This window comes from Streptococcus sp. AS14 (assembly GCF_000286495.1).
Taxonomy (GTDB): Bacteria; Bacillota; Bacilli; order Lactobacillales; family Streptococcaceae; genus Streptococcus; species Streptococcus sanguinis_P.
The window spans coordinates 74,089-91,557 of sequence record NZ_ALKI01000009.1 but is presented as its reverse complement, the minus strand read 5'-3'; the positions used below and the strand labels follow the sequence as shown (position 1 = coordinate 91,557).

Annotated in this window: 19 protein-coding genes and 1 pseudogene; all 20 read right to left on the bottom strand. The window is 45.1% G+C overall.

The window, feature by feature from the left end; genetic code table 11:
- Positions 1 to 3 precede the first annotated feature (3 nt).
- The 20 genes and pseudogenes from rfbA to hflX all read right to left on the bottom strand — a co-directional run bounded on the left by rfbA (position 4) and on the right by hflX (position 17,456).
- Entirely contained in the window at positions 4 to 873 is an 870-nt protein-coding gene (rfbA, locus tag HMPREF1150_RS07965; RefSeq protein ID WP_009659475.1) for a glucose-1-phosphate thymidylyltransferase RfbA, read from the bottom strand.
- Positions 874 to 1,007: 134 nt separating this feature from the next.
- Entirely contained in the window at positions 1,008 to 1,832 is an 825-nt protein-coding gene (gene tmpA / locus HMPREF1150_RS07970) for a ZIP family manganese transporter TmpA (protein ID WP_009659387.1), read from the bottom strand.
- Between the two features lie 22 nt (positions 1,833 to 1,854).
- A pseudogene (locus HMPREF1150_RS0111140) lies at positions 1,855 to 2,332 on the bottom strand (NUDIX domain-containing protein).
- A gap of 55 nt (positions 2,333 to 2,387) precedes the next feature.
- On the bottom strand, positions 2,388 to 3,482 hold the full coding sequence (locus HMPREF1150_RS07975) for an FAD-binding oxidoreductase (protein WP_009659461.1): 1,095 nt from the start codon (positions 3,480 to 3,482) through the stop codon (positions 2,388 to 2,390).
- An 11-nt stretch (positions 3,483 to 3,493) separates the two neighbouring features.
- On the bottom strand, positions 3,494 to 4,291 hold the full coding sequence (locus tag HMPREF1150_RS07980; RefSeq protein ID WP_009659428.1) for a Nif3-like dinuclear metal center hexameric protein: 798 nt from the start codon (positions 4,289 to 4,291) through the stop codon (positions 3,494 to 3,496).
- A complete protein-coding gene (locus tag HMPREF1150_RS07985; RefSeq protein ID WP_009659369.1) occupies positions 4,278 to 4,967 on the bottom strand; it encodes a tRNA (adenine(22)-N(1))-methyltransferase TrmK in 690 nt (229 codons plus the stop codon). Before HMPREF1150_RS07985 ends, HMPREF1150_RS07980 begins: the two co-directional genes overlap by 14 nt.
- 120 nt (positions 4,968 to 5,087) lie before the next feature.
- Positions 5,088 to 5,876, bottom strand: coding sequence for a glutathione-dependent disulfide-bond oxidoreductase (yghU, locus tag HMPREF1150_RS07990; RefSeq protein ID WP_009659425.1), 789 nt, complete (start codon positions 5,874 to 5,876; stop codon positions 5,088 to 5,090).
- Positions 5,877 to 5,943: 67 nt separating this feature from the next.
- Positions 5,944 to 6,624, bottom strand: a complete 681-nt coding sequence (locus HMPREF1150_RS07995) for a DnaD domain-containing protein (protein ID WP_002918806.1) — start codon at positions 6,622 to 6,624, stop codon at positions 5,944 to 5,946.
- 8 nt (positions 6,625 to 6,632) lie between these two features.
- Positions 6,633 to 7,574, bottom strand: coding sequence for a homoserine O-succinyltransferase (gene metA, locus HMPREF1150_RS08000; protein WP_009659465.1), 942 nt, complete (start codon positions 7,572 to 7,574; stop codon positions 6,633 to 6,635).
- A gap of 147 nt (positions 7,575 to 7,721) precedes the next feature.
- Positions 7,722 to 8,234, bottom strand: a complete 513-nt coding sequence (locus tag HMPREF1150_RS08005; RefSeq protein WP_002897341.1) for an adenine phosphoribosyltransferase — start codon at positions 8,232 to 8,234, stop codon at positions 7,722 to 7,724.
- Positions 8,235 to 8,509: 275 nt separating this feature from the next.
- Positions 8,510 to 10,732: a single-stranded-DNA-specific exonuclease RecJ gene (gene recJ, locus HMPREF1150_RS08010; protein ID WP_009659371.1), complete on the bottom strand. Its 2,223-nt coding sequence runs from the start codon at positions 10,730 to 10,732 to the stop codon at positions 8,510 to 8,512.
- Between the two features lie 105 nt (positions 10,733 to 10,837).
- A complete protein-coding gene (locus HMPREF1150_RS08015; RefSeq protein WP_009659443.1) occupies positions 10,838 to 11,428 on the bottom strand; it encodes an HD domain-containing protein in 591 nt (196 codons plus the stop codon).
- A 94-nt stretch (positions 11,429 to 11,522) separates the two neighbouring features.
- On the bottom strand, positions 11,523 to 11,741 hold the full coding sequence (locus HMPREF1150_RS12135; RefSeq protein WP_050547164.1) for a hypothetical protein: 219 nt from the start codon (positions 11,739 to 11,741) through the stop codon (positions 11,523 to 11,525).
- On the bottom strand, positions 11,711 to 12,562 hold the full coding sequence (locus tag HMPREF1150_RS08020; RefSeq protein ID WP_009659460.1) for an acyltransferase family protein: 852 nt from the start codon (positions 12,560 to 12,562) through the stop codon (positions 11,711 to 11,713). The genes HMPREF1150_RS12135 and HMPREF1150_RS08020 overlap by 31 nt, the downstream gene beginning before the upstream one ends.
- Before the next feature lie 58 nt (positions 12,563 to 12,620).
- The gene (locus tag HMPREF1150_RS08025; protein WP_009659439.1) at positions 12,621 to 13,331 is read right to left on the bottom strand and encodes a class I SAM-dependent methyltransferase; all 711 of its coding nucleotides are present in this window, start codon (positions 13,329 to 13,331) and stop codon (positions 12,621 to 12,623) included.
- A 6-nt stretch (positions 13,332 to 13,337) separates the two neighbouring features.
- Positions 13,338 to 14,093 carry an SDR family oxidoreductase gene (locus HMPREF1150_RS08030; protein ID WP_009659453.1) on the bottom strand — a complete coding sequence of 252 codons (756 nt, stop codon included), beginning with the start codon at positions 14,091 to 14,093 and terminating at the stop codon, positions 13,338 to 13,340.
- 28 nt (positions 14,094 to 14,121) lie between these two features.
- Positions 14,122 to 14,613, bottom strand: a complete 492-nt coding sequence (locus HMPREF1150_RS08035; protein WP_009659389.1) for a hypothetical protein — start codon at positions 14,611 to 14,613, stop codon at positions 14,122 to 14,124.
- A gap of 48 nt (positions 14,614 to 14,661) precedes the next feature.
- A complete protein-coding gene (rnz, locus tag HMPREF1150_RS08040) occupies positions 14,662 to 15,591 on the bottom strand; it encodes a ribonuclease Z (protein ID WP_009659448.1) in 930 nt (309 codons plus the stop codon).
- Positions 15,592 to 15,601: 10 nt separating this feature from the next.
- The gene (locus HMPREF1150_RS08045) at positions 15,602 to 16,225 is read right to left on the bottom strand and encodes a cystathionine beta-lyase (protein ID WP_009659407.1); all 624 of its coding nucleotides are present in this window, start codon (positions 16,223 to 16,225) and stop codon (positions 15,602 to 15,604) included.
- A complete protein-coding gene (gene hflX / locus HMPREF1150_RS08050; RefSeq protein ID WP_009659459.1) occupies positions 16,218 to 17,456 on the bottom strand; it encodes a GTPase HflX in 1,239 nt (412 codons plus the stop codon). The genes HMPREF1150_RS08045 and hflX overlap by 8 nt, the downstream gene beginning before the upstream one ends.
- Between the last annotated feature and the right edge of the window lie 13 nt (positions 17,457 to 17,469).

Sequence of the window (17,469 nt, the reverse complement as noted above, 5' to 3'; positions counted from 1 at the left end):
TTCTTATTCTTCTCCAATCAAGCGCAAGAGATAGTGGCCATACTCATTCTTTTTCAACGGCTGCGCCAATTGATGCACTTGCTCTTTAGTGATATAGCCCATACGATAGGCAATTTCTTCTAGATTTGCCACCTGAACGTTCTGCATACGCTGAACTGTTTCGATATATTGAGCGGCTTCTAAGAGACTTTCGTGAGTTCCTGTATCCAACCAGGCAAAACCACGTCCCATGAGCTCAACAGACAAATCACCACGATCCAAGTATGCCTTGTTGACATCTGTGATTTCCAGTTCTCCGCGAGGACTTGGTTTGATGTTCTTGGCAATTTCTACAACATCGTTATCATAGAAATACAGTCCTGTCACTGCATAGTTAGAGCGCGGCTGTTCCGGTTTTTCTTCGATGGAGATAGCATTCATATTCTCATCAAATTCTACTACACCAAAACGTTCTGGGTCCTTGACATGATAGCCAAAAACAGTTGCTCCTTTTTCCTTAGCTGCAGCATTTTGGAGCATTTTACTCAGACCTGGTCCATGGTAAATATTATCCCCAAGAATCAGCGCCACGCGGTCATCTCCAATGAAATCAGCCCCAATGATAAAGGCTTGTGCCAATCCGTCCGGACTTGGCTGCTCTGCATAAGAGAGCTTGATACCAAACTCAGAGCCATCACCCAGCAGATCCTCAAAACGAGGCAGATCCGTCGGAGTGGAGATAATCAAGATGTCCTTGATACCAGCCAGCATAAGAGTTGACAGTGGATAATAAATCATGGGTTTGTCATAAACCGGCATGAGCTGTTTTGACGCAGCGCGGGTCAATGGATACAAACGTGTACCAGAACCACCTGCAAGAATAATACCTTTCATATGAGTTTCCTCTCTTAATGTATTCTCCTTATTCTACCATTTTTGAAAGCGGATGTCATCCTTTTCACTACCCTTAAATAAAAGAAAAAGAGCGGAAATTCCGCTTTCTTCCGCTCTTTGATTCCAAGTTGGTATCACCCCAAAGCCACATCCAAGACCATCATGAGAACAAAGCCCACCATCAGACCTAAAGTCGCCACATCAGTATTGCCATTGGTCTGCGAATCCGGTATCAGCTCCTCTACCACCACGAAAATCATAGCACCCGCCGCAAAGGAAAGGGCATAAGGCAGAATAGCCGTCATAGCCATAACAGCAACTGCCCCCAGAACAGCCCCGATTGGCTCTACAATCGCGGACATAGAACCCCAGTAAAAGGCTTTAAGCCGAGACTTGCCGTCCGTCCGAATCGGAATGGATAGAGCCGCTCCTTCTGGGACGTTTTGCAGGCCAATTCCCAAAGCTAGACCAATCGCGCCGACAAAGGCTTCTGGACTAGGATTGGCGGCCAAAGCACCAAAGGCTACACCTACTGCCAAACCTTCTGGGAAATTGTGAATGGTAATGGCTAAAAAGAGTAGGGCTGTCTTGGACAGCTTCTTTCGGCTATGCTCAGGAACACTCTCTGCCTCCGAAATATCCTTGCTCAAGTGCAAGTGAGGCACTACTGCATCAATCAACCGCAGGAAAAAACCTCCTACTAAAAAGCCAATCGTTGCGGGCAGCCAGGACAGCTTGCCATAAGAACTTTGGGCATACTCAATCGACGGCGCCAGAAGCGACCAAAAAGAAGCCGCAATCATAACGCCTGCCGCAAATCCCATCATAATATCCAGCAGCTTGCGACTGACTTGTTTAAAGAAAAATACAACAGCCGAGCCTACAATGGTACATCCCCATGTAAAAAGCCCAGCCAAGAATGCCTGCATAACCACAGGCTGCGATCGTAACCAGTCCATAATTTCTCCTTATCCTCTGAAATCAATCATACAAAATCGTCTTGGTTTCCCCGATACAGTGCTTTTCCTCATTCCAGTAATGAATCCGCTCGAAAGAGCCTTTCCGCCAGTAGAGAGGCAGACGTTCACGTATGTCGTCCTGCATATCTATTTGGTCAAGTTCCGAAATCTTCCACCATTTGGGCTCCCCTTCATGATCGTTTCCCCTGACTTGCCCTTCAAATGCAGTACAAAGAAAATCGTAATACACATACCGTTCTTTTTTACTTGGATTGGTGAAGCCTGAAATCCCCTTCAATTCCAAGTTTAGAGCAGTCAGCCCCGTTTCTTCTTTTAACTCGCGCCTTGCAGCTTCGAAAAAAGATTCTGGAAACTCTTACGAAGGTAAAAAGCTAAGCTTTTTCCATCACCAACCTTCACCAGTCTATCCCCAGACTGGTGAAGCCGCCTGGTTGTATCCACCCTTTAAAGTTATCATGCTGGCGATTAAGCAGTAAAATTTAATCATCTTTTTTCACACAAACATTGACCCAATTCAAAATAGTTTCTGTCATTTCAAACCTTCTTCACATACTGCTCAATAGGATAGTCAGCTGGATTCAGCAGCCCCGCTTCTCCCAAAGCCATCTGGGCCAATTGGCGTCCGATAAGCGGGCCAGTTGTCAGACCAGAAGAGCCTAATCCGCTGGCAGCGTAGACATTTAGCAAATCTGGTACAGCTCCGAAGAAAGGCGCAAAGTCACTGGTATAAGCCCGTATTCCCACGCGCTCACCTAGAATCTCTGCATTAGACAACCTTGGCAAGTAAGTTTCCGCTTCTCGCTGCAACTGATCCAGCACTTTCTTATCTACCGTTAAATCAAAGCCCTGATCATTTTCATGACTGGCACCGACACTGACCTTGCCTGCTAGAAAAGGAATGATATCCAGCTCGCCCTCAGGCATAACAACTGGGTAGTCATCCGTCTTTTCAGCCAGCTTAAAATCACGAAGCTGTCCCTTTTGAGGCCGAACATCCGTCTCATAGCCCAGTGGCTGCAAGATTTCTCCTAGCCAAGCACCCACAGCTAAGATAATACAGTCAAAGCTCCGACCGTCCACAAGAAGTTGCTCTCCATCTACTGTCAAGCTTGCCTTTTTCTCAACCAACTCTGCCTTGCTTGCTTTCAGAAGCGTCTCCGTCAAGAGTGCTCCCTCCACACGGGCAGCGCCGGAAGCGTAGAGAAGTCGCTCGAAGCCTTGCAAGTCTGGAAAATTCTCCTGCGCTTCCTGACGACTGAGAAGACTCAATTCCCCTATTAAGGGCGACTCTTCCCGGCGATTAGAAGCTAAATCATAAAGCTCCTGCAGCTTGCTCTCATCCTTTTTCAGCAGATAAACACCTGTCTGTTGGTAAAAATCTGTCTGGATTCCAGCATCTTTCAGTTCCGCAATCAAGTCCTGATAAAAATCAGCGCCCAAACGCGCCATCCTGTACCAAGCCTTATTGCGCCGCTTGGAAAACCAAGGACTGATAATGCCAGCGGCTGCCTTGGTTGCCTGCCCCTTGCCCTCATCAAAGACAGTCACTTCCACATCTGGGGATTTGGACAGATAATAAGCCGCTGTTGAGCCGACAATCCCAGCTCCAATCACTGCTACTTTTTTCATGTCGCTCCCTCTCAAATATGTCGGAAAGGATTGGTAGAAGACTGACTAGCCAGAATCTCAATCTCCCATCCTTCTTCTTCCTTCCAAGTATCAAGCTTTTCTTTCAATTTTTCCGTAAAAAGAACCTCGATATGGTGTCCAGGATCCAGCGCCAAAAGCCCCTCTGTCAGCATTTCCTGAGCTGTATGATAGTAAATATCACCTGTAATGTAGACCTGCGCTCCCTTGGCAATAGCTTCCGGATAAAAGGACTGACCGCTGCCACCACAAATAGCCACATGCTCAATCACGCGTTCGAGATCTGTTTCATCATAAGTAACCAGACGCAAACTATCTAGTCCAAAAGTTTCCTTGACCTTAGCCGCAAAATCCCCAAAAGTCTGAGGAGCAATCTTCCCCACGCGGCCAATACCGTAATCTGGCCCCGTCTGACTAAGATAACTTGTCTCCTCAATCTCAAGAAGCTGGCAGAACCAGTCATTAAGACCGTCCTCCACAACATCGATATTGGTATGACTGACATAAACAGCAATATCATGCTTGATGAGGTCTAAAACGATTTGATTTTGTGCCTTATCCGCTACTAGGTCCTTTAGTGGGCGAAAAATAGGCGCATGCTTAACGATAATCAGTCCAGCACCTGCCTCAATAGCCTCCGCCACCGTTTGCTCACGAATATCCAATGCCACTAGAACCTTGTCCACTTCCTTATCCAAAGTCCCGATTTGCAGGCCTGAAATGTCGCCCTCAATGGACAGTTCTTGCGGGCAATAGGCTTCATAACGGGCGATGATTTTACTTGCTAGCATGGAGCACCTCCTTGATACTTTCGATTTTTTGGGACATAGCAGAGCGTTCTAGCCCATTTTTTTCTGGGATATGGGCCAGAGCTCCTTCAAGTTTCTTCAATTCTTTCTGCCATCTTAACTGAAAAGCAGGTGACTGTTGCTTCATCAGAAAAGGTCCGAAACGCTTTTCTTGCTCTGTCAAAGTTTGCTGGCCAGCTTCTGCCACTAAGATTTCGTAAAACTTACCAGCTTCTTCTAAGACTTCCTCAGCCAGCAAACGAAAGCCGTTAGATACCAGCCAGCTGCGGAGCTCATCCTCTCGGTTATTAGGCTGCAAAATCAAGCGGGAAATAGCTCCAAGCTTAGCTCTGCCATTTTCCAAAATCTCCGAAATCAAGCGACCGCCCATGCCAGCGATAACGATGGTGTCAATCTGATCTCCCGCTTCCAAAGCTGCCAGACCATTGGCCAAACGAACCTCAATCTGCTTTGTCAGCCCATGCTCTGCCACATTTTTCTGGGCAGACCGAAAAGGCCCCTCTACCACTTCTCCGGCCAGAGCCTTCTCAATCCGTCCCTCCTGAATCAGGTAAATAGGCAGATAGGCATGATCACTCCCAACATCCAGCAACTTTGCCCCATCCGGCACAAAAGCAGCTACTCGCTCCAAGCGTTGGGAAATAGTCTTTTTTTGCATGGCTTACTCTTTTCTAAACATTCTTCTATTCAGTATATCATTTTTAAGGGCATAAAAAAAGCAGCGGAGGAAAAATCAGCTTGTTGATAAACTGATTTTGTCTCGCCACTTGTCACTTTTTTATTTGATTTCTTGATACTCGACTGCCAAACCACGCTGGACTGCTGGACGAGCCGCAATCTTCTCCACCCAAGCAGATAGGTGCTTGTAGGAGGTGGCATCCAAGAACTCAGCTGCGCCTGGGTAAAGCTTATCCTGCACCAACTGACCATACCAAGACCAGATAGCAATATCAGCAATACTGTAGTCATCTCCAGCGATATAAGCTTTCTTGGCTAATTCTTTGTCCAACAAATCCAGCTGTCGCTTGGCTTCCATTGTAAAGCGGTTGATAGGGTATTCTAGTTTTTCTGGTGCATAGTGAAAGAAATGACCAAATCCGCCCCCCAAGAAAGGAGCCGCTCCTGTCTGCCAGAAGAGCCAGTTGAGCACCTCAGTCCGACCAGCCAAATCTGACGGAATAAGCTTTTCAAACTTCTCTGCCAGATAAAGCAGGATATTCGCCGACTCAAAGACAGGAATCGGCTTATCAGCTGACTGATCCAACAAGGCCGGAATCTTAGAGTTGGGATTGATTTTCACAAAATCTGAGCCAAATTGGTCGCCGTCCATGATGCTGATCTTATAGAGGTCATAGGCAGCCTCTGTCACACCTGCTGCAAGTAGTTCCTCTAGCATAATCGTCACCTTGACCCCATTAGGAGTCCCAAGTGAATAAAGCTGAAAAGGCTCTTTACCGACAGGAAGCTTCTGCTCAAAGCGCGCGCCAGCAGTAGGCTGATTGATACCTGAAAATTTCCCTTGGTCGCTGTCCGCAGCAGACCAGACTTTTGGCAATTGATACGTCATACTTTTCTCCTTTTTTATAAAACCAAGGGCCTGTCATATCTAACAGGCCACTATAAATCTAATAAAGTCAGTCCTTCCACAAATTCATGGCATTGAGGAAATCATCTGAAACTGTCACATTTTGAGGGTTAGCTGCTTCACGTTCTTCCCGTTTGGCTTCAACCTGAGCAAGCGTAGTGATGCCTTCCTTGCGCCAATTACGCAATATAGCCTGAATATACTTCCAGTTGGCCTTGCCATTAAACACAGCCTCACGAAGGGCAGCCTTGACCAAGTCAGGATTGGTTTTGTCGTCTTGAACAGTCTTGGTCAAGTCCTCAATTTCAAAGGGTGTCAGGAGACGGCCCAACTCCTGCTGAAAGGTCTCAACCAAGTCTTTCAAAACATTCTGAGGTGCCTTTGCCACAGTCTGCGGAACACTTTTGGCTGCCAGCAGTTCATCCAGCTTTTCCAAAGCCGGCGAAGCATCAAAGATAACCTCTGTCTCTCCATTCAGCTCAATGGTCTTATACTGCAAGAGACCTTTCTCCGTCAGATGGGACATAGAGCGATTGACTTCTGACAGAGTCTTGCCAATATGCTCCGCAATCTGACTAGGCGCCAACTCTTCCAGAGAAGTCGTATTTTGCAGATAGAAAAACTGCCAGACTAAAAAATCATCGCTGGAATCAAAGATGTCCTTAAAATGTAAAAGAAGAGCGCTCGGGATTACTAGATTGCCCGATTTAAAAGCTGATAAATAAGTCATGTCACCTCTTATAGATAAGCAAAAAACGATACATCATTTTCAGGACTTTCCCAGTCAAAAGGTGTCTCCTGATAGACAGCATAATTAACCCAATTGCTGAAAAAGAGTGCCGCGGCCGAACTCCAACACAAGGCCGGTGTCGCATGGACATCATCGTTTTTGAAATAATTCTCTGGAATGTGTGGATTCTTCCCTGCCTTCAAATCGCGGAAATACTCCTTGGATAAAGTATCACGGTCGTATTCCATGTGACCGAAGCTATACACCTCTCGTAAGTCCCGGCTAGCCAGCACAGAGAGGCCCGTATCCTCTCCATACGAAAGAATCTCCAGATTGGTCAGATTGACAATATCTTCCTTCAGAACTTCAGTATGACGGGAATGCGGCGCATAAAACTCATCGTCAAAGCCACGGAAAAGCAGATTGCTGCTGTCAGCTGACTGGCTATAAACACCCGATAATTTGCGCATCATCTGGTGCTTGTCCACGCCGTAGCGAGCGTAAAGTCCAGCCTGAGCTCCCCAACAGATATGCAGAGTCGAAAAGACATGGGTCTTGGACCATTCAATCACCTGCTGGAATTCTTCCCAGTAGTCCACTGCTTCAAAAGGCAGATGCTCTACCGGTGCACCAGTGATAATCAAGCCATCAAAATAGCGATTCTTAACCTCATCAAAAGTCTTATAGAAAGTCTCCATATGCTCTGCACGTGTCGTTTTAGACTGGTGAGAGCTCATGTAGAGGAAGTCAATAGTCAACTGCAGCGGAGTATTAGCTAAGTGGCGCAGTATCTGAGTCTCTGTCACCATTTTCTGGGGCATGAGATTGAGTACCAGAATATTCAGAGGGCGGATATCCTGATGATCAGCCCTATCATCATCCATGACAAAGATATTCTCAGAACTTAAAATATCAACAGCTGGCAGTTTCTTATCAATCTTAATTGGCATGAAAATATCTCCTTCAATCGTTAGAAAGGCTTGGAAATACTTTTCCAGCCTATTCTTTGTTTATCCAATGTACTTTCATTATACTGAAAGGAGATATAGTTTTCAATTATACTTTTTCTCTAACTAGATATAGCTAGAAACTATGTATTAATAGTGCATCAGAACCTTGTAGTCGTAATCGCCGATAACTTCGCGACCCTTGAGTTCATCAAGCTCAATAAGAAAGGCGCAGCCAGCCACTACACCGCCAAGACGCTCAATCATCTCAATCGTTGCCTTCACTGTTCCACCAGTCGCAAGAAGATCATCGACAATCAGAACGCGCTGACCTGGCTTGATAGCATCGGCATGCATGGTTAGGGTATCAACACCGTACTCTTTTTCATAGTCAGCTGAGATAACCTCACGAGGAAGCTTACCAGGCTTGCGGACTGGAGCAAAGCCGATTCCTAACTCAAAGGCAACTGGACAGCCCACAATAAAGCCACGAGCTTCCGGTCCAACGATCATGTCAATCTTCTTGTCTGTAGCATATTGCACAATCTCACGAACAGCGTAGCTATAAGCATTTCCATCTGCCATCAATGGGCTGATATCACGGAATGTCACGCCTTCCTTTGGATAATTTTCGATTGTTGCAATGTAGTCTTTTAAATTCATGATATACTTTCTTTCAAAAAAATTTTTTACTCTCTATTATATCACTTTTTCATCCAAATGGTAATAGAAAACTTACTTTTTTAGGGGATAGATTATTTAATTTGAAAGAGTATGCTTCATTTATTTATAGACCATCATATTGAGGACAGGATTGAGTTGGTTATTCTTTATAATTTCTTCTTCTGTCAACTCAAAGAGCGAAACTTCCTTTTCCCTAACATGCTGAGCCATAGATCCAAGACACTCACTTTTTAACGATATTACCTACACAATTTTCAGTCTGATGCCATCAAATAATCATAAATCTCCTGCACAGTGCCCAGTGCCATGAGTTCTTGTTCTTTGACTAGGCGCTTGAGGTCTTGGTAAATGTGACTGCTGTCAATTTCTTTCTTTTCAGCTTCCTTATTGACTGTCATGACACCTTCTGTGATGCTGACAAAGCCCAACTCTTCAAAAATCTGAATCATTTTGACCAAGAGAATCGGGTCAATCTTCAGGTAAGCTGCTAGATCCTTGAACTTATAACGAACGTCAAACTCGGGGAACTGATAGATTGTCTTGTAGAGTTTAGCAAACTGCTCACGGTTGCCATAACCTGTCAGATAGTATGGCTTGGCAATCTCATTTTTAAAGTAAATCGCTTCAAAATCCTGAGACTGAAGAATCTTCTTCAAAACCTGCAAATCATCAGGCAGGTCATAAACTACAACTGCTCTGCTATTTGTCAAATCCGGCAATTCCTCTGTGAAACGCAAGACAGGAACCTTGTCAGGCAGCGTCGCATTTTTGCTGCGGATATTAAAAAGCTGAACGCCGTCCACACGGGCATCTACCAGCATGAGCTGGAGACTGGTTTGTCCATTCCATTTATTGACAGAGAGGCTGACAGCCAGCTCCAGATTCTTGGTTTGGGCAAACTCTGTCGCCAGGCTTCCTTGCCCAAAAGCGACTACTTCAAAAGTAGCATCTTGCTGAGAAATTTTCAGCTTGAGGTGGCTATTGCCAGCCCCCATAGTCCGAGCATTGTCCACTTTAAAGTCCTTGATGTAAAAAAGCGGCTTCTTATTGTCCATACCAAAAGGCGCCAGTTTTTCGAAGCTTTTGAGCGTATCAAGGGTCAGTTCTGGCAGATACAGCTCCTCGTCTAAGTACAGGGCTGTTTTACCAGTCAAATCCAAATCATTGTCTAAGATATACTCTGTCAAGATATCAGCAAGCTCCACCAGTTTATCTGCTTCGAGAGTCATCCCAGCTGCTCCGGCATGGCCGCCAAAAGCTACAAAAAGGTCACGGTGGCTGTCCAAGGCCTCAAAGATATTGACTGCTTCAATACTACGGGCGCTGCCCTTAGCGATGCCATCCTCGATATTAAGCACTATGACTGGCTGGTGCAGCTCTTCCAGCAAGCGCCCAGCGACAATTCCTAGCACACCGGGATTCCAGCCTTCCTTAGCCAACACCTGCACTGGTCTCTTAGGGTCCAACATGGTTTGTGCTTCTTCATAAATCTGCTGAACGATTTCCTTGCGCTCGTCATTTTTCTGGTTGATCATGAGCGCAATGTCACGAACTTCTTCGTCGTCAAATCCTGTCAAAAGCTCAATCGCAGGATTGGGATCATCCAGCCGTCCCAGTGCATTGAGTCGAGGAGCAAGCTGGAAGCCAACCGTTTCTTCGTCTAGCTCATCTGGCTGAATGCCTGCGATTTTGAAGAGTTCCTGAAGACCCACCCGCTGGGTATTTTTGAGGACGGAAAGGCCGTATTTGACCAAAATCCGATTTTCTCCCGTCAGACTAACCATATCGGCAATGGTACCGATGGCTACTAAGTCTAAAAGTTCGACTTGGACTTCTTCCAGCAAGGCTGTTGCCAACTTAAAAGCCACTCCACAACCAGCCAGATGCTTGAAAGGGTAATCCGCTCCGCTATGTTCCGGATGGACAATCGCATAGGCTTCTGGAAGCTCCTCAGGCATGGAATGGTGATCCGTCACGATGACATCTACGCCCAGAGACTTGGCCAGTTCGATAGCTTCAAGGCCCGCCACTCCATTATCCACTGTAATAATGAGCGAGATGCCTTGATTTTCAATAAAATACTTATAAACACTGCTATTAGGACCATAGCCATCCGTAAAGCGATTGGGCAGATAGACCTGACACTCAGCCCCCAGCTGCTCCAAGGCTTCCTTGACAATCGATGCCGAGGTCATCCCATCAGCATCATAATCGCCATAGATCAAAATCTGCTCGTAATTCTCAATCGCTGCACGAATGCGCTCCACTGCCCGCTCCATATCATGCAGGTCATAAGGGTCATGAAGCTGGTCTAAACTAGGCTCCAAAAATTCCTGTAAAGCCTCTTCAGTCTGCACACCCCTTTGGTAAAGAAGACTGGCAGCGGCGGGGTCCAATCCAGCTTTTTTAGCCTTTTTTAAAAATTTTTCGTCTGTAAAATTTGTGGCAAACTGCCAGTCGTATTTTGAGCTAATCATGATAAGTGAAACACTTTCTCCGTTCAATCTTGTCTGAATATTATAACATGAAAAGACTGGTTCAACCAGTCTCAAACTTCTTATCTTCGAGCAAGGTTCTCAGCCTCACTCATCTAGGTAAAGCCCCTTAGCAACGCTTTTATCAATAACTTCCTGGGCTAATTCCCAAAGAGTTTCAGAGGTTTCTTGTATAAAGGATTTTTTCGCAACAACCTGCGACTTGGTCAGGCCATGAGGGTTATCATGAGGCTGAGCGACTTCCAAGTGATTGAGCAGAGGGACCAGAGCATCCAACACTCGGGCATATTTAGCCTCTATGCTAATGCCAGTCTCAAACTCCTGCCAAAGCTCTAAAAAGGAATCCTGCTGATCTAACGGCAACTTGCCCAAACTGATTTTCAAGGACTCAAGCTCTCTATCGTAAGAATCGCTCTTCCCTACATCGTCAAAGATAAAAGTATCGCCAGCATATATTTCGCCCAAATCATGAATCAGTAACATAGACATGACCTTTTCCAGATTAACTTCTTCGGGGATATATTCTCGAAAGACTAGCGCCATGAGCGCACCCTGCCAACTATGCTCAGCAGAATTCTCAAAACGATAGGCGTCCAAGGTTCGATTGTTGCGATGAGTGGCTTTCAGCTTTTCCAGCTCATTGGTAAAAGCCAGCTGCTGTTGTAGACGTTCAAGCATGTAGAACTCCTTTGAAATATTTTATAGTTAATTCTATTCAAAATTGATAGTTGCTCTTAACGCTCTATATGATCATCTTCAAAAAACTAAACTTTCACTTCTTTTCTGTTTTTTTTCCTTGCCATCGAATCACCAACTCTGATGTCAGGTGGGTCAGGATAATCGTCAGAAGGAAGGCCCAACGGCCATTTTCCCACTTGGTCAGCTGCTGGGATTTGAGCAGAAAGAAAGACAACTCAATAAAGATAGGATGGAGGAAGAAATAAAGGATACTTAGATCTTTTAAATGTCGCCAGTTTTTTCGCGCTTCCACCGTGTTTTTAACAGCCAATTGAATAAGAAAAGCGTAAAGGGAATGAGAGCAAAGAAAAAATTTTTATCCAGTCCCTGCCTCATGTAAACCAGAACTCCTTCACCTACTAGGAAAAGACTTGCCAACAGAAGAAACAGCCAGCGTTTCTTCTGAAATAAGGCTATCTGCCCGTAATCAGCTAGAAAGTAGCCTAAATAGATAAAAATAGGCGTATAGAAGAGGCCATTCCTGCTAGTGAAAAAGAGCTTGGCATAAGCATCATACCAGTCCGTCAGCAGACTAGGCGCCAGATAGGCGTGATATGTCTCAATAGCACCTAAGACGTAGAGAATTAACAAAAGGGAAAATGTTTTCTTGGGACCCAACTTCCTATACAAAAAATGGACCAGCAGCAAGCCTAAGATAAAGGCGGGGATATACCAGAGCTGGTAACTCATTCCGATGTAGAGGAGCGCTGCTAGAATAGCCAGAGGAGCTAGGTAGAGGGGCAAATGCAGTGATTGGAAATAAGTCAAGGCGTAGGGAAGGTAGACCAGACTCCAAAAACCATAAACCTTTAAAATGCCTTTAATATACAGAGTTAGTTTCACAGCTTGAGGCTCTTGCTTCCAGTGTACTCGGAAAAAATAGGCTGAAGAAATTAAAAAGAAAGGGACCGCCATGCGGCCAAACATACTCTTCTGAATAAAATGTAGAGCTTCATGTTCAAAAAGCCTCTGGCAATGGACCATAATCACCAAAACAGAAGCAATATATTGAAAAAGGCTGAGCAGGGCATAATTGACAGGTTGCTCTGGCTCTATGACTCCTCTCCTTTGCATCAAGCTTTCTCCTTACGAGGTTTGTTTAAGATGTAAATGAACACTTTTTTCCTTTGACCTAGGAATTGACTAGCCAAACATGCTGAAAGGCAGCAATGTCCCGATAAGGAGATTGGTTGCAGACTGCTAGCTCCATCTCAAGCATCTTTTCAGCCCAGTCAGGGGCAATTTTGTAGTCATTGGATTGCAGCCCGTAAAAAATCCGTATCCCTTGATAATCCTCAACTTCTAATGGGAGACCTGAAATCACATCTTTGGCCTGATAGACCTTTGCAGCTCCCATGCTGTGAGTTTGATATTCCTGACCCGCCAAAAGCTGCTGGGCCTTTTCTGGATCATTTTCAAAAACCACCGTATGCATAATTCGCCCAATCTCGTGATGCTTGACCAGAGAAATTTTGCCGTATTTTTTTAAGAGGCGGGAAAATTCTGTCAAATAGAGAGCAGGGTCAGATACATACTCTAAGACATTATGACAGATGATGACATCAAAAGACTGATCTGGCAATTCTTGCAGAAGGTCCAAGCTGCCTTGCAATTGCTCATAATAAAAGTTCTGCTTGCGCTCGGCAATCATTTCTGAACTCGGCTCGATGGCGGTCACTTGGTTCTTTTCCGCTAGAAAATCAGCCACAATTCCAAAACCACTGCCGAAATCAAGAATTTTCTGGCCCTTCAGCGACTCTAGAAAGGCAAAAACAATATCATACTGAAGCTTGCCCCAAGGCGCCTGCAGATGAGCCTTGTAGGCTTGTAGATTAGCTGTCATAAAACCTCACTTATAGTTAAACATATTGGCTGCCATCTTGTCGGCCATTCTTGGAAAAAGGGTATAAAGCTTGTGGGCTAGATTGAGAATCCCAGGTAGATTAATTTCCCGCTTCTTTTTGCCAAAGGATTTGACAATTTTGCCTGCTACAAAGTCAGGCTCCAAGATATACTTGTCCACTGCTTTTACATAGGAACCGTCAGGATCCGCTTGATCGAAAAAGGAAGTTTTGATAGGACCGGGATTAACTGTCGTGACATAAACCCCAAAAGGCAGGAGTTCCAAACGTAGGGCATTAGAAAAGCCAATAGCCGCAAACTTGGTCGCCGAATAAAGACTGGACTTGCTACTGGCAATGAGGCCGGCCATACTAACGATATTGACGATATGTCCTTGACCTGCCTGCTTCATGCGAGTCCCAAAGATACGGGATAGGTTCATCAGGGCAAAGGTATTGACTTCAAACATGGCCTCGATATCGCTTGAGCTGATTTTGTCAAATTCTTCAAAAATCCCATAGCCAGCGTTATTAACCAGAACATCGACATGGCCGTATTGACCATCAATTCGCTCAACAAATCTCTTCAGGGCAGAGCTGTCTGTAATATCCAGCTCTACCAAGTCAAGATTTTCTTTTTGTCCATATAATTTTTCCAGCTTGTCCTTGCTCCGTCCGACCAAAATCAGTCGGTCATGGGGCAAAAGCTTAACAATTTCCTGGGCCAGTCCACCGCTAGCCCCTGTGATGATGATGGTGCGCATCTCTATCCCTTTCAAAATGTTAATCGTTTTAATGAAATCTCTTTCCAGCTAAATAGTCAGCATAGGCTTGATCAATGACCGGAGCAAAAAGATGATAATCCTCCCAGTCACCTAAAAATTCCAAAGGTAGGTCGTACAAGTCATTGACTACAAATTCAGAATAATCCTTCATATACTGATATTCATAATAGTCGTTCACAAAATCCTGAAAGTCCTTTTTGACATCCATTGTTCCCAATTTACCTTCGCACCAGTCTAGGACATAATCGACACCTAAAGTTTGCTCGTCTTTGACACTTTGGAGTACATTTTCTTCATCAGGAGACATCATTTCTTTTGCATCATGCTGTATGAGCCAAGTCACGAAGAAACCAATATGATTCGAAGCCCATCGATAAATATCACGATAATCATTCTTCGTTAATTCTTGTTTTTTTAATTCATTACTAAAAAGGTAATTGGCTAAGGCATCATCAAAATACCAGTCAGCTTTATCTAATAAAACATTTTTAACACTCATCTTATTTTCCTTTTATTTTTAAGTATTATACCATATATAAGTGACGAACTATATCTCCACCTCTTCCAAGTCCTTAACCACATGGACCTTTTCAAAGACAGCACTGGCATCGCGACGCATTTGGCTGATGTCCTTAGCCAAAAAGCGAGCACTGATATGATTGAGGAGGAGGCGCTTAGCGCCAGCTTCCTTGGCTACTTCTGCGGCTTGCATATTGGTAGAATGACCGTGATTACGGGCCAGTTTTTCATCTCCCTTACCATAGGTCGCTTCATGGACCAGCACATCTGCTGCCACTGCCAGACGGACGCTGGCAGCAGTCTTACGGGTATCACCTAGAATAGTAATGGTCTTGCCTGGACGAGGGGCTGAGATATAGTCTGCTGCGATGATTTTCGTTCCATCTTCTAGAACGATGTCCTGACCGTTCTTGACTTTACCAAAAAGGGGACCAAAGGGAACGCCTGCCGCCCGCAACTTGTCCGCATCCAGCGTTCCTTCCAGATCTTTCTGCATCACCCGATAGCCCACACAAAAAATCGTATGATCTAGCTTATCCGCATAAACAGTAAATTTGTCCGTTTCCAAAATCTTGCCTAGACCGTTTTCATCAAACTCATGAAAAACAATCCGATAAGGCAATCGAGAGCCAGAAGCACGCAGACTTGATAGAACAAAGCTCTTAATGCCTATGGGACCATAGATGTCTAGGTCAGTCTGCTCTTCATTAGCCTGAAAAGAACGACTAGATAGAAAGCCTGGTAGACCAAAAATATGGTCGCCATGCAGATGTGTGATGAAAATCTTGCTAATTTTACGAGGTTTAATCGTTGTCTCCAAGATCTGGTGCTGGGTCCCTTCACCGCAATCAAACATCCAGACTTCATTGATTTCTTCCAAAAGCTTGAGGACGAGACTAGATACATTGCGAGCTTTGGAAGGCTGACCGGCTCCGGTTCCTAAAAATTGTAATTGCATGTTTTTCTTTCTAAATGATATAAATCATGGCAGAGCGATTCTGCGAGTGATAGTATTTTCTGCCAGCATAGGACTGGGCCAGCTGACTGACTTCGTCTTGATTGTAGCCCAGAACCCTCTGGCTGCCATCAGCCAGCTGCTGCCAATCGGTCAAGGCAGTCAGCGCCTGACTGTCCACGACTTGCGACTCAGATTTGAGAGGCACCATTTTTATTCTCCCAGCTTCTTCATAGACCAAGTATTGTGAAAAGACTTGAGCAATTTCAAAGAGCAAGTCGTCTGTTACCGGCTCTGGCTTTTCAGGAAAGACCAAGCCGACTTTCTCGCTCTCATAGCAAAATCCATAGGACTTGCCAGAAAGATTGAGTCGAACAAAAGGTTTAGTTTCTACAAAGCTAGGCTCCGGATTCCACAAGTCCAGCGCTTGAGTAATTTCTAGAAAATAGGCTGTTGCGGCTTCCGGACTTTTCTTTTGATAAAGCTCAGCAAAGTAAGCATTGATAACGCTGGGCGGCGGTGTGATGAAACTACGCTTCTGCTCCTCTGTCAGGCCAGCCAATACTTGCTCTAAGTAGACCCTGTCTAGACTAGTAAAACCGCCGTATTTGAGGGCCAAGTCAATATAATCAGTCATAAAATTCTTCCAGTTTCCATTTGTTTTTCTCGGCAATCCAACCTGAAATGGTTTCGACATCGTCTATGTATTCTCGGTTCCCCATAATTGCGACTTTCTCTAAATCATGAATTTTATAGGCTTTAGCCGGCGCTACCTTGATAGTAAAAGGCAAAAAGAGCTCTTTCATCCGCTCCAGCAGGACTTGCTGTAAAACAGCTCTGCTATTATCCGCCTTAGCCGAAATCAAAGAATAAGGAGTCAGGGTCGGAGTAAAATCCTCCGCCTTGTCTGCTTTGTTATAAAGAGTCAGCCGGGGAATATCCAGCATGTCCAGCTCCTTCATGATGTCGAGGACAGTCTTTTCGTGCTCCTCATGATGAGGGTCGCTGGCGTCAATAACATGGACCAGCAAATCGACATTTTTACTCTCTTCCAGTGTGGATTTAAAACTAGATACTAGCTCTGTCGGCAAATCCTGAATGAAGCCAACTGTGTCTGTCAGCGTGACATTGAGCTGACCACTGAGGTTGATGTTCTTAGTCGTGGCGTCTAGCGTCGCAAAGAGTTCGTCTGCCTCATACTGGCTCTTGCTGGTCAAGCAGTTCATGATAGTGGACTTTCCAGCATTGGTATAGCCGATGAGGCCGATTTTGAAAATACTGGATTCTAGCCGTTTTTCACGAACGGTAGCCCGATTTTTCTCCACTGCCTTGAGCTGGCGCTCAATATCATGAATCTGATTGCGGACACTGCGTCGATTGAGCTCCAGCTGGCTTTCACCAGGCCCGCGGGAGCCAATTCCACCTGCCTGACGGCTGAGCATAATACCCTGCCCAACCAAGCGAGGCAGGAGGTACTTGAGCTGGGCCAAATGAACTTGCAGCTTGCCCTCATGACTCCTAGCTCTCATGGCAAAAATATCCAAAATCAGCTGCATACGGTCAATGACCTTAACGCCCAAGTTTTCCTCCAGATTGACATTTTGCCGAGGTGTCAGGCGATTATTGACAATGACAGTCGAAATCTCTTCGGCATCAACCATCTGTCGGATTTCTTCTAACTTGCCAGATCCGACAAAGGTCTTGCTGTCATACTTTTCCCGTTTCTGGCTATAGGAGCCGACTACCTCAGCTCCGGCCGTCTTAGCTAGACTTTGCAGCTCCTCCATGGATAGGTCAAAATTTTCCGTGTCTGCCAGCTCTACGCCGATCAAAAAGACACGCTCTGTTTTTTTCTCTGTTTCTATCATCTCATATCCTTAC